Source organism: Nonomuraea sp. NPDC052116, assembly GCF_040680035.1.
In the GTDB taxonomy this organism is placed as follows: Bacteria; Actinomycetota; Actinomycetes; order Streptosporangiales; family Streptosporangiaceae; genus Nonomuraea; species Nonomuraea angiospora_A.
Window position 1 is genome coordinate 141692 of sequence record NZ_JBFAWA010000020.1, and the last position, 25177, is coordinate 166868.

The window sequence follows — 25177 nt, forward strand, 5'->3', positions numbered from 1 at the left end:
GCGATGCTGATCGTTGTCGTGGTGTTCGCGGGCTTCGCGAGCATCTACGTGGCCGCCGGTTCGCCCCTGGCGCTGGCCGTGTTCGGAGTGCAGGTCGCCTTCGCCCGGTGGCGGTCGTGGTGGCTGGTCCCCCTCCAGGCCGTCCTGGCGTACGGGTCGGTTCTGCTGTCCGGCTCCTCCGTCGGCGTGCTCGGCTTCGTCGGCGGGACGTTGCTGCTGACCCGGCTGTGGCCGCTCGCCCTGGCGGTGGCGGTGAGCGCCGCGCTGCTCGGCCCCGCCGACCCGGTGATCAGCATGGTGCTGATCTCTCTGATCGTCTACGGCCTGACGAAGATGATCGACCGGATCGACGAGGTGAACGCGGCCAGGCTCGCGCTGGCGGTGACGGCGGCGGCCGAGGAGCGGCTGCGCATCGCCGCCGAGCTGAGCGCGGGCCTGGGCAGGGCGCTGGCCGCGATCGCCGACGGCGCCCGGACGGGCGAGCCCGACGTGGAGACCGCCCGCCGCTCGCTGGCCGAGGCCAGGGCCGCGGCGGCGAGCTACCGGGCCATGTCCCTGGCCCCCGAGATCACCACCGCCAAGGCCATGCTGACCGCCGCGGACGTCACCGTGGACGTGCGCGTCGGGCACGCCGAGCCGCTGGGTCCCGCGGGAGCGCTCCTGGCGGCGGTGCTCCGGGAGGCCGTGACGGAGATCGTACGGCGGCGCACGGCCACCACCTGCCGCATCGAGACCTTCACGGAGGCGGGCACGGTACGGCTGCGCGTCTCCCACGACGGCGCGCGCACGGCCGGCGACGAGAGCCTGGGCGACCTGCCCGCCCAGGTCGAGGCGGCGGGCGGCACGCTCACCGTCGGGCTCACCGACGACGCCATGGTGACGGTGGAGGCGAGGTTGCCCGCCACGGTCACCGAGCCCGTGCCCGACCCGGGTGGCAGCGTGCTGCCGATGGCGCTGCTGGCGGCCGTGCTGGTGGGGTTCTCGGCCAAGGCGCTGCTGGTGGCCGGCTCGCCGTGGCCGGCGATCCCGCTGGCCGTCATCGTCTTCATGCAGCTGCGATCGGTCGAGGGGCGGCACCCGGTGGCGCTGTCGATCATGGCGGTGCTGACGTTCGCGCCGATCCCGCTGTTCGGGCAGGCGTGGCTGGGAGTGGCGGGGTTCCTGGCGGGGCCCATCCTGCTGGCCTTCCCGTGGGCGGCGGCGCTGCCGCTGGTGGCGGCCATCGTCGCGGTGGTCGCGGCGGCCGGCGTGCTGCTCGGCCTGCCGGTCCCGCTGATCGTCAACTACCCGATCAGCACGGTCGTGACCGGCCTGGTCGTGTACGGGCTGTTCAAGCTCGCCCAGCTGGCCAGGGAGCTGCACGAGTCGCGGGACGGCCCGGCCCGCGCGGCCGTCGTCGAGGAACGCCTGCGCGCCGCCCGTGACCTGCACGACCTCCTCGGGCACACCCTGGCGGCGATCCTGCTCAAGTGCGAGCTCGCCCGCCGCCTCGACGCCGAGCGGGCACGCAAGGAGCTGGACGACGTCCTGTCGATGACCGAGCAGGCGATGCGGGACCTGCGGACGGTGTCGGGCGGGCACCAGGAGCTGTCCCTGGCCACCGAGGCGGAGTCGGCCCGTTCGCTGCTGGCGACCGCGGGCATCGACGTCCTGCTCGACCTGGGCCACGACACCCTCGCCGGGGAGGCCGACACCACGCTCGGCATCGTGCTCAGGGAGGCCGTCACCAACGTCCTGCGGCACAGCTCGGCCCGCCGCTGCACGATCACGACGTCCGTACGGGACGGCGCCGTACGGCTGAGCGTGCGCAACGACGGGGCACGGGCCGCGGAGGGACGCCGCGGCTCGGCCGGGATCGGCAACCTCACCACCCGGCTGACGGCCCTCGACGGGCGGCTGGCCGTGTCCCAGGAGGACGGCTGCTTCGAGCTGACCGCCACGGTCCCGATCTAGATCCAGCCGGCCTCGGTGGCGATGCGTGCGGCGTCGGTGCGGTTGCGGGCGTTGAGCTTGGCGACGATCGCGGTGATGTAGTTGCGGACGGTCCCCGCGCTCAGGAAGAGCTGTCCCGCGATCTCGGTCGCCTCGGCACCCGCCGCGACCAGCCGCAGGACGTCGGCCTCGCGCGAGGTGAGCGGGTTGTCGGCCAGGTTCCACGCGGTGCTGGCGAGCGACGGGTCCAGAACCCGTTCGCCCCGCGCCACCTTCCTGATCGCGCCCGTCAGCTCCTCCGGCGAGGCGGTCTTCAGGATGAAGCCGTCCACCTGGGAGGCGAGCGCGCGGCGGAGGTGGCCCGGCTTGCCGTGGCCGGTGAGCATGAGCGTGCGGCAGCCCGGCAGCTTCGCGCGCAGCTCGCCGGCGGCGTCGAGGCCGTCGATCGCGCCGGGCATGTCGACGTCCAGGACGGCCACGTCCGGCTGGTGGACCAGGGCGGCGGAGACCACCGCGTCCCCGGACTCGACCGCCTGGACCACCTCGATGTCGGGCTCAATGCTGATCAGGGCCACGAGCGCCTCCCTGATGACGTGCTGGTCCTCGGCCAGGAGAATGCGGATCACCTGACCATTATGTCCGGATCATGATGAGGTCATGGCGGGGTGGTGACCGGCTCTCTGGTGGCTGAAAGCGCAGATCAGCAGGCTTGAGGCATGACAGAGGCAGTGCGGTTGGACGCGGTGAGCAAGGTGTACGGCAGGGGCCGGAGCGCGGTGGCGGCACTGCGCGAGGTGTCCATCGCCATTCCCCGGGGCACCTTCACCGCCGTCATGGGTCCCTCGGGCTCGGGCAAGAGCACGTTCCTGCACTGTGCGGCCGGGCTCGACGTCCCCAGCTCGGGGTCGGTACGGCTGGGCGGCACCGACCTGGCGGGCATGGACGAGAACGCGCTGACCGAGCTCCGGCGCCGGCGCATCGGCTTCGTGTTCCAGGCCTTCAACCTGGTCTCCGCGCTGACCGTGACGGAGAACATCACGTTGCCGCTCATGCTGGCCGGCACCCGGGTCGACCAGGGCTGGCTGCGGGAGGTCGTGCGCAGGGTCGGCCTCGACGGCCGTGCCGGGCACCGCCCGGCCGAGCTCTCCGGCGGCCAGCAGCAGCGCGTGGCGATCGCCAGGGCGCTGGTGACCAGGCCGGAGGTGGTGTTCGGCGACGAGCCGACCGGCGCGCTGGACACGATGACCGCCCGCGACGTGCTGACCCTCCTGCGGGAGGTGGTCTCCGGGCTGGGCCAGACCGTGGTGATGGTCACCCACGACCCGGTGGCGGCCTCGTACGCCGACAACGTGCTGTTCCTGGCCGACGGCCGGATCGTGGACGCGATGGCGGCTCCCACCGCCGAGAAGGTGGCCGGGCGCATGACCGGGCTGGGGGCGTGGAACTGATGATCTCTTTCGCGTTGAGGATGCTCCGCCACCGCAAGGCCGGGTTCGCCGGCGCGTTCGTGGCCCTGCTGTGCGCGGCGGCGCTGGTGACGGCGTGCGGGATGCTGCTGGACACGGGCCTGCGCGGCGGGGTGGCGCCCGAGCGGTACGCCGGCGCCCCCGTGATCGTGGCGGGCGACCAGTATGTCCGGCAGGCCAAGGAGAGCGGCAAGGAGAAGGCCAAGCTCCTGTCCGAGCGCAGGTGGGTCCCGGCCTCCCTGGCGCAGGACCTCGCCCGCGTGCCCGGCGTGACGAAGGTGGTCACCGAGGTGACCTTCCCGTACGCCGGGTTCACCGCCCACGGCTGGGAGTCGGCCGCGCTCACCCCGTTCACGCTCGCCGAGGGGCGCGCCCCCAAGGCAGCGGACGAGGTGGTCGTGGACGCCCGCCACGCCGGCCGGGCGATCCCCGGCCACCGCGTGGTGGGGGTGACCGCGCAGGCGCTGCCCGGCCAGGACACGATCTTCTTCGCCACCGGCGAGGCCCGCCGCCTGGCCGGACGCGAGGGCCTGGTGACGGCGATCGGCGTCTGGCCCGGGGTCGAGGTCACCGTCAAGGGCGCCGTGGCCTACACCGGCGACGAGCGCGGCGCGGTCGAGTTCCCCGCGGCGGAGAACTCCCGGGTCAGGCTCATCAGCCTGGGCGGCGCGCTCGGCGGCACCTCGCTGCTGGTGGCGATCCTCGTCGTGGTGGGCACGTTCGCGCTGTCCATGCAGCAGCGCCGGCGTGAGATCGCCCTGCTGCGGGCCGTCGGCGCCCTGCCCGGGCAGGTCAGGAGGCTCGTCGGCGGCGAGGCCCTGCTCATCGGCGCGGTCGCCGGGGCGCTCGGCTCCGGGGCCGGGATCCTGCTCGGGTTCTGGCTGCGGTCCCGGTTCGTCGACCTGGGCGCGATGCCGGCGAACCTGCGGCTGGTGGTCAGCCCGTTCCCCCCGATCGTCGCGGTTCTGACCACGCTGGTGGCCGCGTGGGTGGCGGCGCGCGTCTCCGCCCGCCGTACGGCGCGGATCAGGCCGGTGGAGGCGCTGGGAGAGACGGCGATGCCCGCCGCCGGGATCCCGCCGGTGCGGCTGGTCGCGGGCCTGCTCGCCCTGGCCGGCGGCGTGGTCCTGACGATCGTGCTGTCCGGCCTGAACACGGAGGCGGCCTCCAGCCCGGTCACCATGCTGACCGCGCTGGTGTGGACGATCGCGGTCGCCCTGCTCGGGCCGCTGGTCGCGCGGGCGGTGACGGCGCTGCCGCTGCGCGCGCCCGGCGTGGCCGGCTACCTCGCGCGCAAGAGCCTGCGCGCCGGCACCGGACGGCTGGCCTCGGTGATCGTGCCGCTGACCCTGATGACGGCGATGACGTGCACGATCCTGTTCGTGCAGACCACCATGGGACACGCCGCGCAGAGCGAGCTGAGCGCGGGCGTCAGGGCCGACCACGTGCTCGGGCCCGGCGCCTCGGCCGCCGCCGCGCGCCAGGTGCCCGGCGTGCGTGCCGTCACGGAGGTGCTGCGCACGTCGGTCAGGATCGACCTCGAGAAGTACGCCGTCCAGGCCGTCACGCCCGTCGGCCTGGACCGGACGATGGATCTGGGCGTGGTGGCGGGCTCGCTGGACGGGCTCGGCGACACGTCCGCGGCGATCAGCCGCACCGCCGCCGACCGCCTGGACGCCGGCCTGGGAGACCGGCTCAGGCTGGTGCTCGGCGACGGCACCCCCGCCGAGGTGCGGGTCGTCGCGATCTACGCCCGCGGTCTCGGCTTCGGCGACCTGACCCTTTCCCGGGAGCTCGTCGCGGGCCACGTGGACGACCCGCGGGGCACCGTCCTGGTCTCCGGCGGGGACCGGGAGGCGCTCCATCGGGCGTCCGGCGTGCCGGTGCTCGACGGGGCCGGGACTGCGCAGGTGGAGAGCCCCAACGCGGCGGTCACGTACGTCGCCATGGGCCTGATCATCGCCTTCTGCGCGATCGCCGTGGTCAACACGCTGGCCATGTCCACCCTGGCCAGGTCCAGGGAGCTCGCCCTGCTGCGGGTGGTGGGCACGACGCGCCGGCAGGCGGCGCGGATGCTGCGCGCGGAGACGCTGACGGCGACGGTCGTGGCGGTGGCCCTCGGGTCGGCGATCTCGCTGGTGACGCTGGCCGCCTTCAGCGCGGGGATGACGGGGTCGGCGCTGCCGTACGTGCCGCCGGTCGCGTACCTCGCGGTGATCGCCGCCGTGGCGGCCCTGGCGCTGGTGGCCACGGCCGTCCCGGGCAGGTTCGCGCTGAGCTCCCGTCCGGCGGACACGCTCGCGGCGCGCGAGTGACGGGCCTCAGCCGGGCGGATTTCAGGCGGGCGGATTTCAGGCGGGCGGATTTCAGGCGGGCAGCCAGCGGAGCCAGCCGCCGTGCAGCGCAGAGAACGCGACGGGACGCCCGTCGAGCGCGAGCGCGTAGGTGACGACGTCCGCCGGCGGCCGCTCGTGGAGGCGGGCGTCCACATCCGGGAGGACGCCCGGGTCCTCCTGGGCGATCCAGTGGCCGCCGAGCCGCCGGACCTGCTCCACGAACGTGGCGCGCCCGTCGTCCGGCACGTAATAGAGGACCGCGGTGTGGTAGACGACGAGCGTGGCGTGCGCGGGCGCCTGGGCGGCCACCTCGCCGACCAGCGCGTTGAGGTCTCCCCGAACGATGCGGGGCGGATCCCGGCGCGCCACGTCGATGGCGGTGTCCAGGCGCCGCAGGCGGTCGTGCTGTTCGGGCCAGACCAGCGTCCGCAGCCATCGGACGTCGTCGGGGTCGGTGACGTCGAGGGGGTTGAGGTCGATGCCGGCCCGCCAGGCGACGGTCACCGCGCCGCCCGGTTCGGCGAAGGGCGACTCGCCCTCGGTGCGGCAGCGCAGCCGCAGCGGGCTGTCCAGGTCCCCGGCCAGGCGTCCGTCGTAGTCGTAGCCGTAGCGGTCGGGCAGCAGGCACAGCCCGGCCGACGCGCCGACCTCCAGCAGCGCCAGCGGCTGCGGGAGCGAGGCGAGCAGCGGGTAGAGAGCGGCGCACCGGGCCGCCTCGTTGGTCTGGGTACGGCGGGCGAGCATCGTGGCCACGACCGCGTCGCGGTGGTCGAGCACGGACCGGCGGAACTCCTGGTAGCCGGCGGGCGTCCCCGCGACGTACCGGGCGGCGGCGAACAGCAGGTTGGGTTGTCGCTTGGCGGGCGGGAGTCCGGACAGCAGCGCGATCAGGTCGGGGTCGTCTGCCACCCCGGAGGCGAGCAGCTCGTACAGCGGCGACGAGCCGCGGGCCTGCCTCGACGCGAAGCGCCGGTACTGTTCCGCGGTCGTCGGCTCCATGATCGACACTCTAAGGAGGCGGCCCGCCCCTGGGAACAGGGCGGGCCGGTGGGGTCGGTCACTTGCGATAGATGTGGATGTTCTTGATGTGGTTGTCGCTGCGCGCCGACATCCCTGCCCGGCCGTAGAGGCCGGCCTTGAAGTAGTGGGTGGCCGCGCCGCGGTCGTTGAAGCTGGTGCGGTACTGGCGGTTGACGAAGATGTGGATCTTGCCGATGCCGGTCTCGTGGACGACGTTGAGCCGGATGTACTTGTCGTACACCGGGGCGTAGATCTGCGTCGTGGAGTCGTAGTAGTTGATGCTGTCGGTGTTCATGGCCAGCGTCATGAACGCCGTCGCCGACGTCGCGCCGCCGAAGACCTGCATGACGCACATCCGGTGCGTGCCCGCCCCGATCTTCATGTCGCACTCGAACTGCGCGTCCCCCGAGGTGTAGTCGTTGTGGAAGCGCAGCTCGCTGCGCGGGCCCGAGTCCTGGCCGGGGAAGGTGCTGGGGTCGGTGTCGAACACCCAGAAGTGGTGCTCGCCGGTGGCGGCGTCGTACGTGTGGCGGGTCCTGTCGGGCGGCTGGTGGACGGAGTAGGTGGGGAAGATCTCCGTCCAGCCGGAGCCGATGGGGCCCGCCGCCCGGGCGGTGGCGGCCCGGGCCGCCGGGGCGCCGCCGAGGAGCGGGACGGCGAGGCCGGCCATCGTGCCGCCGAGCACCGCGCGGCGGCTGGGTGCGTGATCCATGCGTTCCTCCTTGGTGTGGAGTCGGAGTACGGCGGAGCGCATTTGCGAAACGTTGCGAAACATCAATCTGCCGGAAAAGTAGGCGAAACGTCGGATGTCGTCAAGGGCTTGTTCGAGACGGCAGACTTAGAGGGCGGGAGGATGTGAACAGTGGACGACATCACGACGGAGCGGCGGAGCACGATGGCCGACATCGCGGCTCAGGCCGGCGTCTCGGTCTCGACCGTGTCCAAGGTGCTGCACGGGAGGTCGGATGTCTCCGCGAAGACCAGGGGCAAGGTCCAACGGCTGCTCGGCCAGCACGGCTACACGCTGCCCGGCCGCTACGAGCACCCCGGCGGCCTGATCGAGTTCGTCATCAACGAGCTGGACAACCCCTGGGCGGTGGAGCTGATCCGCGGCGCCGAGGAGGCGCTGCAGGCCGAGGGCATGGGCCTGGTCGTCTCGGCCGTGCACAAGCGGAGCAACCTGGCCCGCCAGTGGCTCGACGACCTCGGCACGCGCGGCTCGCTCGGCGCGATCCTGGTCATCTCCGAGCTCTCGGCCGACCAGGAGCGCGAGCTGCGGCGGCTGGGCATCCCGTTCGTGGTGGTGCAGCCGTCCGTGGACGAGGGCCCCGACGTGCCGTCGGTCGGCTCGACCAGCTGGAACGGCGGCTTCACCGCGACCAGGCACCTGATCGAGCTCGGCCACCGGCGGATCGCGATGATCACCGGTCCCGCGCACCGGCTGACCTCGCGGGCCCGGCTCGACGGCTACCGCGCCGCGCTCGACCAGGTGGGCATCGAGGTCGATCCCGCCCTGGTCCGGCACGGCGACTACAGCCACCAGCCGGCCTACCACCACGCCATGGAGCTGCTCGACCTGCCCGACCGCCCCACGGCCGTCTTCGCGGGCAACGACATCCAGGCGCTGGCGACGTACCGGGCGGCCCACGCGCGCGGCCTGCGCGTGCCGGTGGACCTGAGCGTGGTCGGGTTCGACGACCTGTCCTTCGCGCAGTGGATCGCCCCCACGCTCACCACCGTGCGCCAGCCCCTGGCCAACATGGCGGCCATGGCCGCCCGCATGCTGATCCAGCTCATCAACGGCCAGGAGCCCGACACGCCGCGGGTCGAGCTGGCGACCAGCCTGGTGATCCGCGAGAGCACCGCGCCGGCGCCCGGTTAGCGGCCTGCGGGTGGCGCGTCAGAAAAAAAGCGAAAATCCGGTGTCTGGTCTGTCGATCCGGCCCAGAGGAGTTCGACGCGTTGGCGAGAGACCTCGTAGGAAGGAAACGCCATGCAGAAGATCACCACGTTCCTCTGGTTCCACGACCAGGCCGAGGAGGCCGCCGGGTTCTACACCTCGCTCTTCAAGGACTCGCGCGTCCTCGAGGTCACGCCCGGGCCCACCGGGTCGGCCATGGTGGTGACGTTCGAGCTGGCCGGGCAGCGGTTCATCGCGCTGAACGGCGGCCCGGAGTTCACGTTCACCGAGGCCGTCTCGCTCTACGTCGACTGCGACTCGCAGGAGGAGGTCGACGAGCTGTGGGCGAAGCTCACCGAGGGCGGCGAGGAGTCGCAGTGCGGCTGGCTCAAGGACAAGTACGGCCTGTCCTGGCAGATCATCCCGCGCCGCCTCCAGGAGCTGATCGGCGACCCCGACCCGGAGCGGGCGCAGCGCGCCGTCAAGGCCATGATGGGCATGAGGAAGATCGACGTCCAGGGCCTGGAGGACGCGGCCAACGGCTAGGCGCGGGTGGGCGGGCCTTCCGGGTCCGCCCACCGCCGGGAAAATGCGGTGCGGGCAGGGCGATCACTGAAGTAGCGTCGGCGGCCATGAGCCTCTCCCGCGTACGCCCTCCCGCCGTCGCAGACGAACGTACCCAGCTCATCGGCTGGCTCGACCTGCAGCGCGCGCTCGTGCGGTGGAAATGCGAGGGCCTGTCGGAGGAGGACGCCCACCGGCCGGTCCTGCCGACCTCGCCGCTCATGACGGTGGCGGGCCTGGTCTCCCACATGCGCTGGACCGAGCACTGCTGGTTCGAGGTCCTCTTCCTGGGCCGCGACTCGGCCTCCAACCCGCAGTTCGACGAGACGGCGGAGGACCTCGACATGCGGGTCGAGGGCGTCCCGCTGGCCCGGCTCCTCGACGAGTTCGAGCAGCAGTGCGCGGTCTCCAACGAGATCGTCGCCGCCCACTCGTTCGACGACGTCGGCGAGTTCCCCGGCTTCAGCTCGAACGCCGCCACCCTGCGCTGGATCCTGATCCACATGGTCGAGGAGACCGCCAGGCACGTCGGCCACCTCGACACGGTCAGGGAGCTGCTCGACGGCGCCAAGGGCTACTACTGAGCCAGCGGCTTCTCGTAGCAGCGGGTCAGCGGGGCGTCCACGTACTTCCCGTACGGCTCGATCGGCCGGTACGCGCACCGCTCGTACAGCGCGATGGCCTCGGGCTGCCGCAGCCCGGTCGCCAGCCGCAGCCGCCGGTAACCCAGGTCCCAGGCCAGCCCCTCCAGCGCGCCCAGGATCGACGTGGCGATGCCGCGCCCGCGATACTCGGGCAGCACGAACATCCGCTTGAGCTCCCCGGTGAGGTCGTCCACGGGCTGCACGGCGCCGCAGCCGACGGCCCGGCCGTCCACCGACGCCACGAGGAACCTCGCGCCGTCCTTGACATGTGAGCGCCCCTCGGGCCCGTAACGCGCCACCAGCTCCGCGAACGCCGCGTCGAGCAGTTCGGCCAGCTCGCCGTCCTCGGCGGCCCGCTCTTCGATCAGCATGCCGATATGGTAGAGATCGCCCCTTACAGGCCGAGCATCTGGGCGGGTTCGGCGATGACCTGCTGGATGATCAGCCCCGCCGCGCCCAGCACGGCGGCGTCCGCGCCGATGCCCGAGACCACCAGAGCGGGCGGCGTGCCCCGCATGTGGCCCAGCCGGGTGCCCAGCCCCTCCGCCACCGGCCCTTCGAGCCAAGGGAAGAGCGGCGCGTAGATCCCGCCGAGCACGATCCGGCCCGGGTCGAGCAGGTGCACGGCCGAGGTGAGCGCCACGCCGAGCGCGTGCCCGGCCCGCCCGCACGCCTCCAGCGCCCGGCGCTCCCCCGACTCCAGCCGCGTGACCAGCTCGGACACCGAGGGCAGTGCCCCCAGCAGGGCGTCCTGACCGGCGTACACCTCCAGGCAGCCCCGCCCGCCGCACCTGCAGGCGGGCCCGTCGGGCACCACGACCACGTGGCCCAGCTCGCCCGCCAGCCCGAACGTCCCCCTGAACACGGTGCCGTCCACCACGAGCCCGGCGCCGATGCCGATCTCGCCGGACACGTAGAGGAAGTCCGTCTCCCGCGAGCCGAACCACAGCTCGCCGAGCGCCGCCAGGTTCGCCTCGTTGTCGATGACGAAGGGCAGGTCGACGAGGTCCGGCACGCGTACGTCCCGCCAGCCCAGATGCGGCGCGTTGCGCAGCACCTCGCCCTCGACCGTCCCGGGCACGGCCAGGGCCGCGCCGATGACCCGCAGCCCGGCCAGCTCGGCCTCGGCCGTGGTCTCCTTCACCAGGTCGCGCAGGCTCCCGAGGATGTCCACGGGGTCGGAGTTGCGGTTGTCGGCCGGCCGGGTACGGCGCAGCCGCACCTCCCGGGTCAGATCGACGACGCACGCGGCCAGGTAGTCGATGTTGATCTCCAGCCCCAGCGTGGCGACCCGGTCGCCGCTCAGGCTCACGGCCACGCCCGGCCGCCCCCGCTCGCCGCCCCGCACGGCCCCGCCCTCGGCCACCGCTCCCGCCTCGATCAGGTCGGACACGAGGCTGGACACGGTGGTCTTGGTGAGCCCCGTCATCTCGGCGAGCGCGGCCCGGGTGTGCGGTCCTGATCGGTGGATGGCGCCCAGGACTACGGCCAGGTTACGGGCGCGCATGGAATCATGCCGGACCCCTCTTGACGCCGCCATGCCTGCCTCCTCAGGATTATGTACAGATTATGGACTAAACCGAGGAGCCACCCCAAATGACCGATTTCATCCCAACCCCGACCGACCAGTTCACCTTCGGCCTCTGGACGGTCGGCTGGCAGGCGCGCGACCCCTTCGGCGACGCCTCGCGGGCGCCGCTCGACCCGGTGGAGACCGTCCACAAGCTCTCGGAGCTGGGCGCGTACGGCGTCACGTTCCACGACGACGACCTGCTCGCCGTCGAGCCCGACAGGGACAAGGCCATCGCCGCGTTCAGGAAGGCCCTGGACGAGACCGGCATGAAGGTCCCGATGGCCACCACGAACCTCTTCACCCACCCGGTCTTCAAGGACGGCGCGTTCACCAGCAACGACCGCGACGTCCGCCGGTACGCGCTGCGCAAGGTGATCAGGAACATCGACCTGGCCGCCTCGCTCGGCGCCAAGACCTACGTGTGCTGGGGCGGCCGCGAGGGCTCCGAGTCGGACTCGGCCAAGGACGTCAAGGCCGCGCTCGACCGCTACAAGGAGGGCCTGGACCTGCTGTGCTCGTACGTACGCGAGCGCGGCTACGACCTCCGCTTCGCCCTCGAGCCCAAGCCGAACGAGCCCCGCGGCGACATCCTCCTGCCCACGATCGGCCACGCCCTGGCGCTGATCAACGAGCTGGAGCACCCCGAGATGGTGGGCCTCAACCCCGAGGTCGGCCACGAGCAGATGGCCGGGCTCAACTTCGTGCACGGCATCGCCCAGGCGCTGTGGCACGGGAAGCTCTTCCACATCGACCTCAACGGCCAGCACGGCCCCAAGTACGACCAGGACCTGATCTTCGGCCACGGCGACCTCAAGAGCGCCTTCTTCCTGGTCGACCTGCTGGAGAACGGCGGCTACGACGGCCCCCGCCACTTCGACTACAAGCCGCTGCGCACCGAGGACGCCCAGGACGTGTGGGACTCGGCGGCCGCGAACATGCGCACCTACCTGATCCTCAAGGAGAAGTCGCGGGCCTTCCGCGCCGACCCCGAGGTGCAGGAGGCCCTGAGTGCCTCCCGCGTGGACGAGCTCGCCCAGCCTACGCTTGCGCCGGGCGAGACCTGGGCAGACCTGGCCAAGGACGACTTCGATCCCGAAGTGGCCGCCGCCCGCGGCTTCCACTTCACCCGGCTCAACCAGCTCGCACTCGAGCACCTCCTGGGGGTACGCGGATGACGAAACCCATCAGTGTCCAGCTCTACACCGTCAGGGACGCGCTGGCGGCCGACCGCGACACGGTGCTGAGCCGGATCGCGGAGATCGGCTACCGGTCCGTCGAGCCCTACGACCCCACGACGGACCCCAAGGGCTTCCGCGAGGTCGTGGACGACCTCGGGCTGACGGTGTCGAGCACGCACGCGTACGCGCTGCTCAGCAAGGAGCCGTCGGAGGTCTTCGACGCCATCGCCACGGTCGGCACCGACCTGGTGATCATCCCCGGCGGCATCGAGCACGAGGAGTTCACCACCCGCGACGGCCTGTCGCGCACGGCCGATCTGCTGAACGGCTTCGCCGAGCAGGCGGCCCGGTACGGGATGCGGATCGGCTACCACAACCACTGGTGGGAGATCGAGCCCGAGATCGACGGCCGGCACGCCATCGAGGCGCTGGCCGACCTGCTCGCTCCCGAGGTGTTCCTGGAGATCGACACCTACTGGGCGGCGGTGGGCGGCGCGGACGTGCCGGCCCTGCTCGGCCGCCTCTCCGAGCGCGTCCTGGCGCTGCACGTCAAGGACGGCCCGGTGGTCAAGGGCGAGCCGCACACCGCGGTGGGCCGCGGCGTCATGCCGGTGCCCGAGATCCTCGACGCCGCACCCGACGCCTGGCGCATCGTCGAGCTCGACGAGTGCGCGACCGACATCTTCGCCGCTCTCGCGGACAGCCACGCCTACCTCACCTCCCTGGAGGGCTCTTGAGCAACGGCCCCATCGGCGTCGCCCTCATCGGCGCCGGGAACATCAGTGGCCAATACCTCCGAAACCTCACCTCCTTCCCCGACGTCCGCGTGCTCGGCCTCGCGGACATCGACACCGAGCGGGCCGCCGCGGTCGCGGCCGAGTACGGCGTCCCCGTGTCGGGCACCCTCGCCACCGTCCTGGCGGTGCCCGAGGTCGAGATCGTCGTCAACCTCACCGTCCCGTCCGCGCACGCGGCCGTCGCGCTGGAGTCGCTGCGCGCCGGCAAGCACGTGTACGGCGAGAAGCCGCTGGCCATGAGCGTGGACGAGGCCGCCAAGGTCGTGACCGAGGCCGCCAACCTGGGCCTGCGGGTGGGCGGCGCCCCCGACACGTTCCTGGGCGCCGGGCTCCAGTCGGCCCTGCACGCCCTGCGCTCCGGCCTCATCGGCGAGCCGGTCGCCGTCACCTCCGCCATCCAGAACCTGGGGCCGGAGTCCTGGCACCCCAACCCCGAGTTCTTCTACCAGCCGGGCGGCGGCCCGCTCTTCGACCTCGGCCCCTACTACCTGACCGCCCTGGTGTCGCTGCTCGGGCCCGTCACCCGGGTGGCGGCCGACACCCGCAAGGCGCGGCCGCACCGCGTGGTCGGCTCGGGGCCCAAGGAGGGCCTGGTCTTCCCCGTGGACGTCCCGACGCACGTCAACGCGCTGCTCGACTTCCCGGGGACGGCGACGGCGACGGCCACGTTCAGCTTCGACTCGCCGGTCCCGCGCCGGATGATCGAGATCATCGGCACCGAGGGCGCGCTGTCGCTCCCCGACCCCAACACCTTCGAGGGCCCGCTGCTGGCCCGCGGACCGCGCGACGCGGACTGGCGCGAGCTGCCGGTGTCGGGCACCACGGCCGGGCGCGGCATCGGCGTGCTCGACCTGGCCAGGTCGCTCCGGGCGGGCACGGGGCACCGGGCTTCGGGGGAGCTGGCGTACCACGTGCTCGAGCTCATGTGCGCCATCTCGGAGTCGGGCGAGCGCGGGGAGTTCCTGCCCATCACCTCCACCTTGACCGCTCCGGACCCGCTCCCCGCCGACTGGGACCCGCACGCGGCGACCCTCTAGCGACCCCGCCCACCCGTCGCCCCGCCGCTCGTCGGCGGTGGGGCGCGGCCCGTCCGGGACTGGCGACACGGAGGGTTTGGATGGTAACGCGTTGGCTTGGGTGACGCGGAGCCGCAAGAATGGCGCGATGGCGGAAAGTGCCGAGACCGACTGGGTCTCCAGGTTCGCGGACGAGGTCATCACCGAGGCGGGGCGGCGCGCGCCCGGCAAACCGATCGTCTGCGCCTCGGGCCTGAGCCCGTCGGGCCCCATCCACCTGGGCAACCTGCGCGAGGTCATGACCCCCCACCTGGTCGCCGACGAGATCCGGCGGCGCGGGGTCGAGTGCGTGCACCTGCTGTCCTGGGACGACTACGACCGCTTCCGCAGGGTGCCCGCGGGCGTCGACCCGTCGTGGGCCGAGCACATCGGCAAGCCGCTGACCTCGGTGCCCGCCCCTCCCGGGAGCTCGTACGCCAACTGGGCCGAGCACTTCAAGGCGCCCATGATCCAGGCCCTGGAGGAGCTGGGCGTCGAATACCGCGGCATCAGCCAGACCGAGCAGTACACGCGCGGCGCCTACCGCGAGCAGATCCTGCTGGCCGTGCGCGAGCGCGCGAAGATCGACGCCGTGCTCTCCCGCTACCGGTCGAAGCAGGTGGAGGAGTACTTCCCGTACAAGCCGTACTGCGACCTGTGCGAGCGCGACCTGACGACGGTCACCGCGTACGACGACGCGACCACCGAGCTGGCCTACACCTGCGAGTGCGGCTTCGGCGAGACCGTGCGCCTGGCCGAGCACGACCGCGGCAAGCTCGTCTGGAAGGTCGACTGGCCGATGCGCTGGGCCTACGAGGGCGTGGTCTTCGAGCCGTCGGGGGTCGATCACCACTCTCCCGGCTCGGCGTGGATCGTCGGCGACCAGATCGTGGGCAAGGTGTTCGGCGGCCGGCAGCCGATCGGCCCGATGTACGCGTTCGTCGGCATCACCGGCATGGCCAAGATGAGCAGCTCCAAGGGCGACGTGCCGACTCCCGCCGACGCGCTGGAGATCATGGAGGCGCCGGTGCTGCGCTGGTTGTACGCCCGCCGCAAGCCCGCCCAGTCCTTCAAGATCGCCTTCGACCAGGAGATCCAGCGGCTCTACGACGAGTGGGACGCCCTGGGCCGCAAGATCGCGGAGGGTCAGGGGCAGCCCGCCGAGCTGGCCGCGTACAGGAGGGCGGTGGGCACGGCCGCGGGCCCGCTGCCCGCCACCCCGCACCCGGTCCCGTACCGGACGCTGGCCTCCATCGTGGACGTCACGACCGGCGACGCCGAGCAGACCCTGCGGATCCTGCGCGACCTCGACGCGATCGAGACGCTCGACGAGGCCCGCCCCCGCCTCGACCGGGCGCAGCGCTGGGTCGATGCCCACGTGCCCGCCGGCGAGCGCACGCGCGTGCGCGAGGAGCCGGACGAGGAGCTGCTCGACTCGCTCGGCCAGGCCGAGCGCGAGTCGCTGCGGCTGCTGTCCGACGGCCTGGACGACTGGTCGCTGGACAGCCTCACCACGCTCGTGTACGGCGTGCCGAAGCTCCAGGCGGGCCTGCCGGCCGACGCCAAGGCGACGCCCGAGCTGAAGGCGGCGCAGCGGGCCTTCTTCGCCCTGCTCTACAGGCTGCTGGTCGGCCGCGACACCGGCCCCAGGCTGCCCACGCTGCTGCTGTCCATCGGCGCCGACCGGGTGCGGAAGCTCGTCGGCACGTGAACGGCGCCGTCCTGATCACCGGCGTCTCGGCCGCCGGCAAGTCCACCGTGGCGCAGGCGCTGGCGGAGCGCCTGCCGCGCTCCGCCCACGTGCGCGGCGACACGTTCCGGCGCATGGTCGTGGGCGGCCGCGCCGAGATGACCCCTGACCTCGACAGCGAGGCGCTCCGCCAGCTGCACCTGCGTCACCGGATAGCGGCGAACACCGCGGACCTGTATTTCGATGCCGGATTCACGCCAATAGTCCAGGACGTTATTCTTGGCCCGGACTTGGAACGGTTTACGAAATTGATTCATACTCGTCCTCTTCATGTAATCGTCCTGGTGCCCGATCCGGATGAAGTGGATCGCCGCGAACGTGCCCGCCCCAAGGTCGGGTACGGCTCCGACTGGACGATTGCCCAGCTAGACGAGTCGCTGCGGACCGAGACCCCGCGCATTGGTCTATGGTTGGACACCACGCGCCAGACGCCCGAGGAGATCATCGAGAGGGTCGCGGAGGCGCTGGTCCGATAAATGACGGACCAATGCAAGGCAGTGTCAAGTGACTTGCATGTGTGGGGAGTCATCTTGATTCCATGAACAAGCAGCCTTTCGCCGCCAGCGTCAGTGTCATCGTCCCCGCGATGAACGAGGCCGAGAACCTTCCCCACGTCTTCGCGACGCTGCCCGACTGGATCGACGAGGTGATCCTGGTCGACGGCAACTCGACCGACGACACCATCGCCGTAGCGCGCAGGCTGCGCCCCGACCTCCGGGTCGTCGTGCAGAGCCGGCGCGGTAAGGGCAACGCCCTCATCGAGGGCTTCCAGGCCGCCCGCGGCGACATCATCGTCATGATCGACGCCGACGGCTCGACCGACGGCCGGGAGATCCACTCCTTCGTCTCCACCCTCCTCAACGGCGCCGACTTCGCCAAGGGCTCCAGGTACGCCCCTGGTGGCGGCTCGGACGACCTCAGTCCGATCCGCTCGCTCGGCAACAAGGTCCTCACCGGGATGACCAACCTGCTCTACGGCACCCGCTACACGGACCTCTGCTACGGCTACAACGCCTTCTGGGCCCGTCACCTCGACTCCCTCGAGCTCGACTGCGACGGCTTCGAGATCGAGACCCTGATGAACGTCCGCGCCGCCCAGGCCGGCCTCATCATCCACGAGGTCCCCAGCCACGAGCGCTCCCGCATCCACGGCGTGAGCAACCTGAACGCGGTGCGCGACGGCTGGCGCGTGCTCAAGACGATCATGCGGGAGCGTACGCGGGGGGCCGGCGTGCCGGCGCAGGCCCAGGTCGCCCTCGCAAAGTGACATCCTTGGACAATGCGCTACATAGTGATCGGGGCCGGAGCAGTCGGCGGAACCATCGGTGCCCGCCTCCACCAAGGCGGGCACGACGTTCTCCTCGTCGCGAGAGGCGCCCACTACGAGGCACTCAAGCGTGACGGCCTGCGCCTGATCACCCCCGAAGCCACCGAGACCCTCGACCTCCCCGTCGCCGACGGCCCTGTCCCCGCGCGTGACGACGACGTGCTGATCCTGGCCACCAAGTCCCAGGACACCGTCTCCGCGCTGGCCGGCTGGCCGTCCGACCTGCCCGTGGCCTGCGCCCAGAACGGCGTGGCCAACGAGCGCATGGTCCTGCGGCGGTTTGACCGCGTTTACGGCATCTGCGTGTGGCTGCCGGCCCAGCATCTGGAGCCCGGCGTCGTCGCCGCCTACGGGCACCCCTACTCGGGCCTGCTCCATGTCGGACGTTATCCCCAGGGTGTGGACGACCTCGCCGAGCGGATCGCCGGCGACCTCGGCAAGCACGGCCTGGTGGGCCTGACCCAGACCGACGTCATGCGCTGGAAGCACGGCAAGCTGCTCAGCAACCTGGGCAACGCCGTGGAGGCGCTCGTGGGCCACGCTCCCGGCAGGGACAAGGTCGTCGAGGCGGCCAGGACCGAGGCCAAAGACCTGCTCGACCGGGCCGGGATCACGTACTCCACGCCGGAGGAAGAGGCGAGCCTGCGCGGTAGCCAGGTGGACGTCCGGCACATCGAGGGAATCGTCCGCGGCGGCGGGTCGTCGTGGCAGAGCCTGGCCAGGGGCAGCGGCTCCATCGAGGCCGACTACCTCAACGGCGAGATCGTGCTGCTCGGCCGCCTGCACGGCGTGCCCACCCCGGTCAACGAGGTGCTGCGGCGCGAGGCCAACACGTTCGCGCAGGAGAAGCGGCCGCCCGGCTCGATGCCGCTGGAGACCCTGCAGGCCCTCATCGACGGGCGTTGCGCAGCCTGATCCCGCTGAACTCCAGCGTGCTGGCGATCACCTCGTCCCAGAACGGCCACAGGCTGGGCAGCACCCTGAGCTGGATCCCCGCCTCCTCGTGCAGCTCGAACAGGTCGCCCACGCGTTCCGGCGGGCCGAGCGGCGTCACGGCGACCGTGGACACCACGGCGGTCGGCGGGTCGCCGATGGGCGCGAAGCCGTCAGCCGGCAGCCGGTACGCGTACAGCCGGACGTCTTTGAGCGCCTGGAGCCAGCCGTACTCGATGGCGTGCACGCGATCGCCGCACCCCGCGCCGACGATCCGGGCCGTGTCCTCCTCGGTGGTGCGCGGCCCGACCCAGGCCATGGCCCGCGGGCAGGCGCGCGGGAACCAGTAGTCGGGGCAGCGGTCGCGATCGACGGCCCACACGTACGACTCCGTCAAGATCGAGGTCGGCGCCACGTGCGGGACGAACCGCTCGATCGTCGGGTCCTCGGAGAAGTGGAGCACCTGCCCCGGCTCGGGTCTCATAATGGCAATCTTGGTGCATACCTCATCCCCGACAGGGCAGTGGAAACGGGCTCTTACGACAAGGGGTGAGTTGGATGATTCTGCTTGGAGTGCTCTTGGTCCTCCTCGCCGGCAGCGCCGTGGCCCTCGTCCTGACCGAGGACAGCGCCAGGTACATCCTGTTCGGGTACACCTTCGAGCCCAATCAGGTGGAGATGTTCCTCGCCGGGGCGGCGGCCATGGCCGTCCTGGTGCTGGGCCTCTGGCTGATCGGCTCGGGCTCGCGCAGGTCCGCCAGGCGCCGCCGCCGGTTGCAGGGTGCCAGGGCCGAGGCCTCCGACCGGGTGGCCCGGCTGGAGGACGAGAAGCGCGAGCTGGAGAAGCGCCTGCGACACTCCCCCGAGCCGGGCGACCGACTGGTCGCGCGCGACTCGGAGGAGGCCAGGCCGTGAGTCACTGGCGCGAGGGCACCAGCTTGCCCTCGCGCCAGAGCGCGAACCCCGTGATGAGCGCGCCGAGCCCTTCCCAGAGCCCGACGCCGAAGAACTTGGCCGGCGCGGCCCCGGTCAGCACCAGCGTGGTGAAGACCGCGAACGTCACGAGCCTGAACGGCACCGTCCACCGGAAAAACGGCGTGTAGTCGTGAGAAGCCGCAAAAACGTAATAAACGCCCATGTTCACCGCCGCCATCGACGAGGCGGCCATATAGACCAGCGTGTAGTCACCGGCGGGACGGACGTCGAGCACCTCGAAACCCAGCATGGCCAGCAGCGAGTCGGGTGAGACCAACCCGAGCAGGCCGAGCGCGAAGGCGAGGAATCCGAAGACCGCGATGGTCCAGCCGGAGAAAGAACGCGGAAGACGCACAGAAATCCTTCCAAAGGGGGGTGTACTCTGCGAGGCGATCTCATCTTGCACCCGGAGGTCGCATGCCCCCCACGCGTGGTCGCCCCATCGCCGTGAAACTTCTCGTCCTCCTGTTCGTCCCGCTGCTGTCCCTCGTGGGCCTGTGGGCGTTCGCCGCGGGCCTGACCGGCGGCGATGGCATGCGCCTGCTGTCGATCAAGGACTTGGCGACCAACCTGGCCGACCCGTCCGAGCGCGTCAACATCGAACTGCAGGACGAGCGGCTGGTCTCCGTGGAGTTCCTGGTCAGCGGGCAGGGCGCCGCCAAGATGGCCAAGCAGCGCGGCGAGACGGACCAGGCCGTGACCGCGTTCCGTACGCTCGCCAAGAACCAGCGTGACCTGTCACCGGAGATGACCGCGCAGCTCGTCACGCTGAACACCAAGCTCGACCAGCTCGCGGAGGTCCGCCGCGAGGTGGACGGCACGACCGTGGCGCCGCTCGACGTGATCGACGGCTACAGCCAGATCGTGGACGCGTCCTTCCGCATGTACGACGCCATGGTGCTGGTGCCCGACATGGCCCTCTACAAGCAGGCCAGGGCCGTGACCATGCTGGGCGAGGCCAAGGACGTGCTGTCCAGGGAGCGGGCCATGGTCGCGGTCGTGCTGGCCAAGGGCCGGGTCGAGCCCGCGGAGCACGAGGCGTTCACGGGGATGGTGGCCACCAGGCGGCTGCTGTTCTCGCAGGCGCTCTCGCACCTCGACCGCGACCTGCGCGGCCCGTACGCGCGGCTGGCCGAGTCACCCGTCTACAAGGAGTTCCTGGACGCCGAGGACGCCATCCGGGGCCAGGCGGCCACGAACGGCCTGCCCGTCACGGCCGCCACCTGGCCCGTCGACGGCCAGAACCTGTGGGCGGCGGTCGAGCGCAACCAGGCCCTGGCCGTCAAGAGCCTCGTGAGCCGGGTGACGCCGGCGGCCATCGGCATGCTGATCAAGATCGGGGTCGCGGGCGGCCTCGGCCTGATCGCCGTCATCGCGTCGATCATGCTCTCGCTGCGCTTCCGCAAGCGGCTGGTGCGCGAGCTGGCCGGGCTCCGCGACGCCGCCACGGAGCTGGCCGAGGTGCGGCTGTCCGGCCTGGTCAAGCGGCTGCGCACGAACACGGCCCCGCCCACCGCCGACGAGGTCGCCCCGATCGAGGTCAAGTCCCGCACCTCCGAGGTGAGCGACATCGTCCAGGCGTTCAACGACGTGCAGTCCACGGCCGTCGCGGCCGCGGTGAGCCAGGCCCGGCTCCGGCACGGCGTCAGCCAGGTCTTCGTGAACCTGGCCAGGCGCAACCAGTCGCTGCTGCACCGGCAGCTGCTCCAGCTCGACAGCATGGAGCGGGCGACGGAGGAGCCCGAGGCCCTGGCGGACCTGTTCAAGCTCGACCACCTCACCACGCGCATGCGCAGGCACGCCGAGAGCCTCATCATCCTGTCGGACCAGGCGCCCGGGCGCGGCTGGCGCAACCCGGTGCCGATCCTCGACGTGCTGCGCGCGGCCGTCGCGGAGGTCGAGGAGTACGAGCGGGTCGAGATCCTCCAGCCGCCGCCGGTCGCGCTGCACGGCGCGGTGGTCACGGACGTGGCCCACCTGATGGCCGAGCTGATCGAGAACGCCACCCTCTTCTCGCCGCCCCAGACCAGGGTGGACCTGCGGACCTCGACCACCCCGCACGGTCTGATGATCGAGGTCGAGGACCGCGGTCTCGGCCTGGTCAGGGCCGAGCTGGACGAGCTCAACGAGCGGCTGGCGAAGATGCCGGAGTTCGACCTGGCGCAGAGCGACCGGCTCGGCCTGTTCGTGGTGAGCAGGCTCGCGGCCAGACACGGCATCAAGGTCACTCTCGCGCCCTCCCCGTACGGCGGCCTGACCGCGATGGCCTCCCTGCCCTCGTCGCTCCTGGCCGATCAGCCGGTCATGAGCGGGCGGTAGCCCTTACGACACGACCTGGAGCAGCGCCTGGTTCTTGGCCTTGGCCGGCTCGGCCAGCCGCTGGATCTCGTTGCCCGCGCTGTCGAACACGACCAGCGTGTTGTGGGCGTGGCCGGCCGCGTGGGCAGCCGTGTGGCCGCCCGCGTGCCCCGGCTGCGCGGGCGCGGCGGCCATCCGCATCACGAGACGGCCGTCCGGCAGGTAGTACGCGCCGATCGCGTTGCCCTTGGCCGGCAGCTTCAGCCTCTTGCCCGTCGGGACCTCGACGATGACCGGCTTGAACGTGGTGGGCCAGGTCCTGGTGCCGGACGCCTGCGTGCCCTCCGGGAACGCCACGACCGCCTTGCTGCCGTCGGGCGACAGGCTCTGCACGTGGTTGATGGACTTGACGTTCTTGACCATGGCGGTCTTGCCCGTCTTGGTGTCGAGCCGGTAGAGGGCGTCGCCGGTGCTGGTGTAGCCGGCGAGATAGCGCCCGTTCCCCGCCCAGGCGAGGTGGCAGACGCCCTTGGACACGCCCAGCTTGTGCGGGGCGTTGCTGCCGTCGGCCCGGACGGCGTTGATCGTGCCGTTCGCGCTCGGGTAGGCCACCTTGGTCGAGTCGGCGGACCAGACCGGGGTGAGGCACGGCGTACTGCCCTGGAGACCGCTGACGATCGTGCTGGTCTTGCCGCGCTCCCTGATGTTGAGGTTGCCGCTCTCAGTGATCCAGGCGGCCTTCGTGCCGTCGGGCGACGCGGCGAACTGCGTGGCTCCGAAGCTGGCGAGCGGGTGCCACTCGCCGGCGGCCGTGTATCGGCTGAGCTGGTTGCCTGCCGCCGCGTAGACGGCGGCTCCGGACAGATCAGGCGTGGGCGCCGCCCACGCCGCCGACGGGACGACCAGAGCGGCGCCGAGTGCGGCACCAGTCACAATGCGTATCTTCATGATTACACATCGTGCCTGGAAATCGTCACAAACGCAGGAACGGCTCGCCGAAGTGGGCGGTCGCGAGAATCGCGCGCTCGGCCCTCAGCGCCGCGAGCACCTCCGCCCGCGTGCGCGCGGCCGCCTCCTGATCGTCGTCGTAGGCGTACCGGATGGCCGGGTCGTCGAGCTGCACCGGGTGGAGCACGAGGTCGCCGGTCATGGCCACGTCGCCGACCCTGGCGATCTGGTGGCCCGGCGTGTGCCCGGGCGCGTGATGCACGTGGACGCCCGGCGAGACCTCGGCGTGGCCCTCGACGACGTGCAGCTGCCCCTTGATCGGGGTGAGGAGCCGGTCGAGCACGAGGCCCTGCGCGGCGTCCACCTCGGCCTGCTGGAGGACGTACCGGGCGTTCTCGAACGCGGGCCTGCCGTCGGCCACCACGCCGCTGGCGTGGTCGCTGTGCAGGTGCGTCAGGATGACGGTGCCGATCTCGGCGGGCGAGACGCCCGCGGCGGCCAGCTCGCCTACCAGGGTGCCGGGAACGGGGGCCCAGCTCGCGGCCGGTGAGTCTTCGTCACCGATGCCGGTGTCGACGAGGGTCAGCCGACCGGCCGCGTCGCGGATCAGATAGCAGTGGAAGTGCAGGACCCAAGGCTCGTCGTGGAGCCCGGAATCGGGGAACATCTCGGCGAGCGGGCGGCGGATCGCCGCTCCCATGGGACCTACGGCGTCGCAGAGCGGCGTCACCTCGACGCCGGACGCTGTTATAGATGTATGCGGCACTCGCCCAGATTAAGCGGCTACGGCTATCTGCTCGCGCGGAACGAACTCGTTCTCGATGTCGGCCGCGTAGACGGCGCGGCAGCAGTGCGCGCACCTGTACATGATCGGGCCCTCGTCGAGCTCGTGGTGGCACCGCGGGCAGTGGTTGACGGTCTTCATGGTGCTCCCCCAAGGAGTTTTCTGTTGGTTCTATGGAACCCTCACCGAGTTGCAGGGGTCCTGCATGTCACTTGACACGATGGCGCTGCTTCGACGGGGGCCCTATGCCCTCCGGCACACCGGGTGCGGTAATTTTCCTCGCAGTACGGTGCCGAGAAGAACATTGTCACGCCCGCCTGCCCGCGTCCGTGGGAGAAACTCCGAGAACGGTCCGGGAATAGCCCAAGAGGGCTAGGCGTTGACTGGACCAGATGGTGTGGTATCTTGCCACCAGGCGTCGAGCTTCGGCTCCGCTGATCTTCATCTGAGTCTCGCCCCGGTTCTCTCGAGGGGCCCGGCTTCCTTTCTTTTCGCACCGCGCCCGACCGCTTTCGGGCTGGTCCGGCGCATTCCCCCAAAGGGGTTTCACCATGTCTGTACACATTCCTGAGCAGCGTGCGGACGTGCCCGTCCGCCAGGTCGAGGGCCTCCTGGACGTACGCGAGAAATCCGCGTTCCTCCGGGCCGGGCACCTCCCCGGACCCGGCGACGTGCGCCTCACGCCCGACAAGGTACGGCAGTTCGACCTGCGGCCCGGCGACCACGTCGTCGCGTCGTTCGCCGGCAACAAGCTCGTCGGCGTCACCTCGGTCAACGGCGCCGCGCAGTGGCGCGACCGGCCCGGGTTCGCCGAGCTGACACCCGTACATCCGACCGAGCGGCTCCGCATCGAGACCGAGTCGCTCAGCACGCGCGTCATCGACCTCTTCGCGCCCATCGGCAAGGGGCAGCGCGGCCTCATCGTCGCCCCGCCCAAGGCCGGCAAGACCATGGTCCTGCAGGCGCTGGCCGCCGGGATCACCCGCAACCACCCCGAGGTGCACCTCATGGTCCTCCTCGTGGGCGAGCGGCCCGAGGAGGTCACCGAGATGCGCGCCACGATCTCCGGCGAGATCTTCTACTCCACCTTCGACCACCCCGACCGCGACCACACCGCCGTCGCCGAGCTGGCCATCGAACGCGCCAAGCGGCTCGTCGAGTCCGGCCAGGACGTCGTGCTGCTGCTCGACTCGCTGACGCGGCTGGGGCGGGCGTACAACAACCTGGCGCCCGGCGGCGGCCGGGTCCTCACCGGCGGCATCGACGCCGGGGCCCTGTACCCGCCCAAGCGCTTCTTCGGCGCCGCCCGCAACGTCGAGGGCGGCGGCTCCCTCACCATCCTCGCCACCGCGCTGGTGGACACGGGGTCGCGGATGGACAACAACCTGTACGAGGAGTTCAAGGGGACGGGGAACATGGAGCTGCACCTCGTCCGCGAGCTCGCGGAGCGGCGGCTCTTCCCGGCCGTGGACCTGGACGCCTCGGGGACCCGGCGGGAGGAGATCCTGCTGCACACGGAGGAGCGGCAGGTGGTGTGGCGGCTGCGGCGCATGCTCACCTCCCTGGAGAAGCGGCAGGGGCTCGAGATCCTCGTCGACAAGCTCCGCGCCACCCCCTCCAACGCCGCCTTCCTCCTCGAAGCCACCACCGCCGCCTGACCCCCACGCCCCGGCGCGCGCTCCGCTCGGCGGCGCTAT

At 71.4% G+C, this 25177-nt stretch carries 26 protein-coding genes; 16 read left to right on the forward strand and 10 right to left on the reverse strand.

Features of this window, described 5'->3' with window-relative positions; all coding sequences use genetic code 11:
• The first annotated feature begins 3 nt into the window (after window positions 1–3).
• On the forward strand, window positions 4–1953 hold the full coding sequence (locus tag AB0L65_RS34325) for a histidine kinase (RefSeq protein WP_364253855.1): 1950 nt from the start codon (window positions 4–6) through the stop codon (window positions 1951–1953).
• Here AB0L65_RS34325 and AB0L65_RS34330 read toward each other — a convergent pair.
• Entirely contained in the window at window positions 1950–2558 is a 609-nt protein-coding gene (locus AB0L65_RS34330) for a response regulator transcription factor (protein ID WP_364253858.1), read from the reverse strand. The two genes, AB0L65_RS34325 and AB0L65_RS34330, sit on opposite strands and share 4 nt — an antisense overlap.
• A gap of 90 nt (window positions 2559–2648) precedes the next feature.
• Here AB0L65_RS34330 and AB0L65_RS34335 point away from each other — a divergent pair, with 90 nt between their 5' ends.
• Both AB0L65_RS34335 and AB0L65_RS34340 read left to right on the forward strand, forming a co-directional pair.
• Window positions 2649–3380, forward strand: a complete 732-nt coding sequence (locus AB0L65_RS34335; protein WP_364253861.1) for an ABC transporter ATP-binding protein — start codon at window positions 2649–2651, stop codon at window positions 3378–3380.
• Entirely contained in the window at window positions 3380–5713 is a 2334-nt protein-coding gene (locus tag AB0L65_RS34340; protein ID WP_364254104.1) for an FtsX-like permease family protein, read from the forward strand. Before AB0L65_RS34335 ends, AB0L65_RS34340 begins: the two co-directional genes overlap by 1 nt.
• 51 nt (window positions 5714–5764) lie before the next feature.
• Here the strand turns inward: AB0L65_RS34340 and AB0L65_RS34345 are convergent, their stop codons facing one another.
• On the reverse strand, window positions 5765–6733 hold the full coding sequence (locus AB0L65_RS34345; RefSeq protein ID WP_364253864.1) for a DUF2332 domain-containing protein: 969 nt from the start codon (window positions 6731–6733) through the stop codon (window positions 5765–5767).
• Between the two features lie 58 nt (window positions 6734–6791).
• Window positions 6792–7466 (reverse strand): polysaccharide lyase family 7 protein, encoded by a 675-nt coding sequence (locus AB0L65_RS34350; RefSeq protein ID WP_364253867.1) that lies wholly within the window; start codon window positions 7464–7466, stop codon window positions 6792–6794.
• A gap of 150 nt (window positions 7467–7616) precedes the next feature.
• Here AB0L65_RS34350 and AB0L65_RS34355 point away from each other — a divergent pair, with 150 nt between their 5' ends.
• The 3 genes from AB0L65_RS34355 (at window position 7617) to AB0L65_RS34365 (ending at window position 9802) form a co-directional block, all read left to right on the forward strand.
• On the forward strand, window positions 7617–8636 hold the full coding sequence (locus AB0L65_RS34355) for a LacI family DNA-binding transcriptional regulator (RefSeq protein ID WP_364253870.1): 1020 nt from the start codon (window positions 7617–7619) through the stop codon (window positions 8634–8636).
• A gap of 111 nt (window positions 8637–8747) precedes the next feature.
• Window positions 8748–9200: a VOC family protein gene (locus AB0L65_RS34360; protein WP_364253873.1), complete on the forward strand. Its 453-nt coding sequence runs from the start codon at window positions 8748–8750 to the stop codon at window positions 9198–9200.
• An 86-nt stretch (window positions 9201–9286) separates the two neighbouring features.
• Complete coding sequence (locus AB0L65_RS34365) at window positions 9287–9802, forward strand: DinB family protein (protein ID WP_364253876.1); 516 nt, start codon at window positions 9287–9289, stop codon at window positions 9800–9802.
• Here AB0L65_RS34365 and AB0L65_RS34370 read toward each other — a convergent pair.
• Together AB0L65_RS34370 and AB0L65_RS34375 are read right to left on the reverse strand one after the other, a co-directional pair.
• Window positions 9796–10233, reverse strand: a complete 438-nt coding sequence (locus AB0L65_RS34370; protein WP_364253879.1) for a GNAT family N-acetyltransferase — start codon at window positions 10231–10233, stop codon at window positions 9796–9798. The genes AB0L65_RS34365 and AB0L65_RS34370 overlap by 7 nt on opposite strands.
• 23 nt (window positions 10234–10256) lie before the next feature.
• Window positions 10257–11369: an ROK family transcriptional regulator gene (locus tag AB0L65_RS34375; RefSeq protein WP_364253882.1), complete on the reverse strand. Its 1113-nt coding sequence runs from the start codon at window positions 11367–11369 to the stop codon at window positions 10257–10259.
• An 89-nt stretch (window positions 11370–11458) separates the two neighbouring features.
• Between AB0L65_RS34375 and xylA the strand changes: the two genes are divergently transcribed.
• From xylA to AB0L65_RS34410, 7 genes are all read left to right on the forward strand, one after another.
• Window positions 11459–12610 carry a xylose isomerase gene (gene xylA, locus AB0L65_RS34380; protein WP_364253885.1) on the forward strand — a complete coding sequence of 384 codons (1152 nt, stop codon included), beginning with the start codon at window positions 11459–11461 and terminating at the stop codon, window positions 12608–12610.
• Complete coding sequence (locus AB0L65_RS34385) at window positions 12607–13350, forward strand: sugar phosphate isomerase/epimerase (RefSeq protein ID WP_364253888.1); 744 nt, start codon at window positions 12607–12609, stop codon at window positions 13348–13350. Before xylA ends, AB0L65_RS34385 begins: the two co-directional genes overlap by 4 nt.
• On the forward strand, window positions 13347–14447 hold the full coding sequence (locus AB0L65_RS34390; protein WP_364253891.1) for a Gfo/Idh/MocA family oxidoreductase: 1101 nt from the start codon (window positions 13347–13349) through the stop codon (window positions 14445–14447). The genes AB0L65_RS34385 and AB0L65_RS34390 overlap by 4 nt, the downstream gene beginning before the upstream one ends.
• Window positions 14448–14574: 127 nt before the next feature.
• Window positions 14575–16176: a lysine--tRNA ligase gene (lysS, locus tag AB0L65_RS34395; protein WP_364253894.1), complete on the forward strand. Its 1602-nt coding sequence runs from the start codon at window positions 14575–14577 to the stop codon at window positions 16174–16176.
• Entirely contained in the window at window positions 16173–16691 is a 519-nt protein-coding gene (locus AB0L65_RS34400) for an AAA family ATPase (RefSeq protein WP_364253897.1), read from the forward strand. The genes lysS and AB0L65_RS34400 overlap by 4 nt, the downstream gene beginning before the upstream one ends.
• 62 nt (window positions 16692–16753) lie before the next feature.
• Window positions 16754–17482, forward strand: coding sequence for a glycosyltransferase family 2 protein (locus AB0L65_RS34405; protein WP_364253900.1), 729 nt, complete (start codon window positions 16754–16756; stop codon window positions 17480–17482).
• 12 nt (window positions 17483–17494) lie between these two features.
• Entirely contained in the window at window positions 17495–18457 is a 963-nt protein-coding gene (locus AB0L65_RS34410) for a 2-dehydropantoate 2-reductase N-terminal domain-containing protein (protein ID WP_364253903.1), read from the forward strand.
• On the opposite strand, the gene AB0L65_RS34415 is transcribed toward AB0L65_RS34410, so the two are convergent.
• Window positions 18432–18959, reverse strand: coding sequence for a DUF6886 family protein (locus AB0L65_RS34415; RefSeq protein WP_355202816.1), 528 nt, complete (start codon window positions 18957–18959; stop codon window positions 18432–18434). The genes AB0L65_RS34410 and AB0L65_RS34415 overlap by 26 nt on opposite strands.
• Window positions 18960–19033: 74 nt before the next feature.
• Here AB0L65_RS34415 and AB0L65_RS34420 point away from each other — a divergent pair, with 74 nt between their 5' ends.
• Window positions 19034–19390: a hypothetical protein gene (locus AB0L65_RS34420; protein ID WP_364253907.1), complete on the forward strand. Its 357-nt coding sequence runs from the start codon at window positions 19034–19036 to the stop codon at window positions 19388–19390.
• 1 nt (window position 19391) lies between these two features.
• Here the strand turns inward: AB0L65_RS34420 and AB0L65_RS34425 are convergent, their stop codons facing one another.
• The gene (locus AB0L65_RS34425; RefSeq protein WP_313044104.1) at window positions 19392–19805 is read right to left on the reverse strand and encodes a hypothetical protein; all 414 of its coding nucleotides are present in this window, start codon (window positions 19803–19805) and stop codon (window positions 19392–19394) included.
• 62 nt (window positions 19806–19867) lie between these two features.
• On the opposite strand from AB0L65_RS34425, the gene AB0L65_RS34430 reads away from it, so the two are divergent.
• The gene (locus AB0L65_RS34430) at window positions 19868–21769 is read left to right on the forward strand and encodes a nitrate- and nitrite sensing domain-containing protein (protein ID WP_364253910.1); all 1902 of its coding nucleotides are present in this window, start codon (window positions 19868–19870) and stop codon (window positions 21767–21769) included.
• A 3-nt stretch (window positions 21770–21772) separates the two neighbouring features.
• Here AB0L65_RS34430 and AB0L65_RS34435 read toward each other — a convergent pair whose 3' ends face one another.
• The 3 genes from AB0L65_RS34435 to AB0L65_RS34445 form a co-directional block, all read right to left on the reverse strand.
• Window positions 21773–22696 carry a hypothetical protein gene (locus AB0L65_RS34435; RefSeq protein WP_364253913.1) on the reverse strand — a complete coding sequence of 308 codons (924 nt, stop codon included), beginning with the start codon at window positions 22694–22696 and terminating at the stop codon, window positions 21773–21775.
• A gap of 25 nt (window positions 22697–22721) precedes the next feature.
• Window positions 22722–23396, reverse strand: a complete 675-nt coding sequence (locus AB0L65_RS34440) for an MBL fold metallo-hydrolase (protein ID WP_364253916.1) — start codon at window positions 23394–23396, stop codon at window positions 22722–22724.
• Window positions 23397–23471: 75 nt separating this feature from the next.
• Window positions 23472–23621: a hypothetical protein gene (locus AB0L65_RS34445; RefSeq protein WP_364253918.1), complete on the reverse strand. Its 150-nt coding sequence runs from the start codon at window positions 23619–23621 to the stop codon at window positions 23472–23474.
• A gap of 410 nt (window positions 23622–24031) precedes the next feature.
• Between AB0L65_RS34445 and rho the strand changes: the two genes are divergently transcribed.
• The gene (gene rho / locus AB0L65_RS34450; protein WP_350732633.1) at window positions 24032–25138 is read left to right on the forward strand and encodes a transcription termination factor Rho; all 1107 of its coding nucleotides are present in this window, start codon (window positions 24032–24034) and stop codon (window positions 25136–25138) included.
• Window positions 25139–25177: the final 39 nt, after the last annotated feature.

Excerpts from the sequence above, each read along its gene's own strand:
- AB0L65_RS34325 (WP_364253855.1), top strand. The coding sequence starts at position 4 with ATGCTGATCGTTGTCGTGGTGTTCGCGGGCTTCGCGAGCATCTACGTG.
- AB0L65_RS34335 (WP_364253861.1), top strand. The coding sequence starts at position 2,649 with ATGACAGAGGCAGTGCGGTTGGACGCGGTGAGCAAGGTGTACGGCAGG.
- AB0L65_RS34340 (WP_364254104.1), top strand. The coding sequence starts at position 3,380 with ATGATCTCTTTCGCGTTGAGGATGCTCCGCCACCGCAAGGCCGGGTTC.
- AB0L65_RS34345 (WP_364253864.1), bottom strand. The coding sequence starts at position 6,733 with ATGGAGCCGACGACCGCGGAACAGTACCGGCGCTTCGCGTCGAGGCAG.
- AB0L65_RS34350 (WP_364253867.1), bottom strand. The coding sequence starts at position 7,466 with ATGGATCACGCACCCAGCCGCCGCGCGGTGCTCGGCGGCACGATGGCC.
- AB0L65_RS34360 (WP_364253873.1), top strand. The coding sequence starts at position 8,748 with ATGCAGAAGATCACCACGTTCCTCTGGTTCCACGACCAGGCCGAGGAG.
- AB0L65_RS34365 (WP_364253876.1), top strand. The coding sequence starts at position 9,287 with ATGAGCCTCTCCCGCGTACGCCCTCCCGCCGTCGCAGACGAACGTACC.
- AB0L65_RS34370 (WP_364253879.1), bottom strand. The coding sequence starts at position 10,233 with ATGCTGATCGAAGAGCGGGCCGCCGAGGACGGCGAGCTGGCCGAACTG.
- AB0L65_RS34375 (WP_364253882.1), bottom strand. The coding sequence starts at position 11,369 with ATGCGCGCCCGTAACCTGGCCGTAGTCCTGGGCGCCATCCACCGATCA.
- xylA (WP_364253885.1), top strand. The coding sequence starts at position 11,459 with ATGACCGATTTCATCCCAACCCCGACCGACCAGTTCACCTTCGGCCTC.
- AB0L65_RS34385 (WP_364253888.1), top strand. The coding sequence starts at position 12,607 with ATGACGAAACCCATCAGTGTCCAGCTCTACACCGTCAGGGACGCGCTG.
- lysS (WP_364253894.1), top strand. The coding sequence starts at position 14,575 with ATGGCGGAAAGTGCCGAGACCGACTGGGTCTCCAGGTTCGCGGACGAG.
- AB0L65_RS34405 (WP_364253900.1), top strand. The coding sequence starts at position 16,754 with ATGAACAAGCAGCCTTTCGCCGCCAGCGTCAGTGTCATCGTCCCCGCG.
- AB0L65_RS34410 (WP_364253903.1), top strand. The coding sequence starts at position 17,495 with ATGCGCTACATAGTGATCGGGGCCGGAGCAGTCGGCGGAACCATCGGT.
- AB0L65_RS34415 (WP_355202816.1), bottom strand. The coding sequence starts at position 18,959 with ATGAGACCCGAGCCGGGGCAGGTGCTCCACTTCTCCGAGGACCCGACG.
- AB0L65_RS34420 (WP_364253907.1), top strand. The coding sequence starts at position 19,034 with ATGATTCTGCTTGGAGTGCTCTTGGTCCTCCTCGCCGGCAGCGCCGTG.
- AB0L65_RS34430 (WP_364253910.1), top strand. The coding sequence starts at position 19,868 with ATGCCCCCCACGCGTGGTCGCCCCATCGCCGTGAAACTTCTCGTCCTC.
- AB0L65_RS34435 (WP_364253913.1), bottom strand. The coding sequence starts at position 22,696 with ATGAAGATACGCATTGTGACTGGTGCCGCACTCGGCGCCGCTCTGGTC.
- AB0L65_RS34440 (WP_364253916.1), bottom strand. The coding sequence starts at position 23,396 with ATGGGAGCGGCGATCCGCCGCCCGCTCGCCGAGATGTTCCCCGATTCC.
- AB0L65_RS34445 (WP_364253918.1), bottom strand. The coding sequence starts at position 23,621 with ATGAAGACCGTCAACCACTGCCCGCGGTGCCACCACGAGCTCGACGAG.
- rho (WP_350732633.1), top strand. The coding sequence starts at position 24,032 with ATGTCTGTACACATTCCTGAGCAGCGTGCGGACGTGCCCGTCCGCCAG.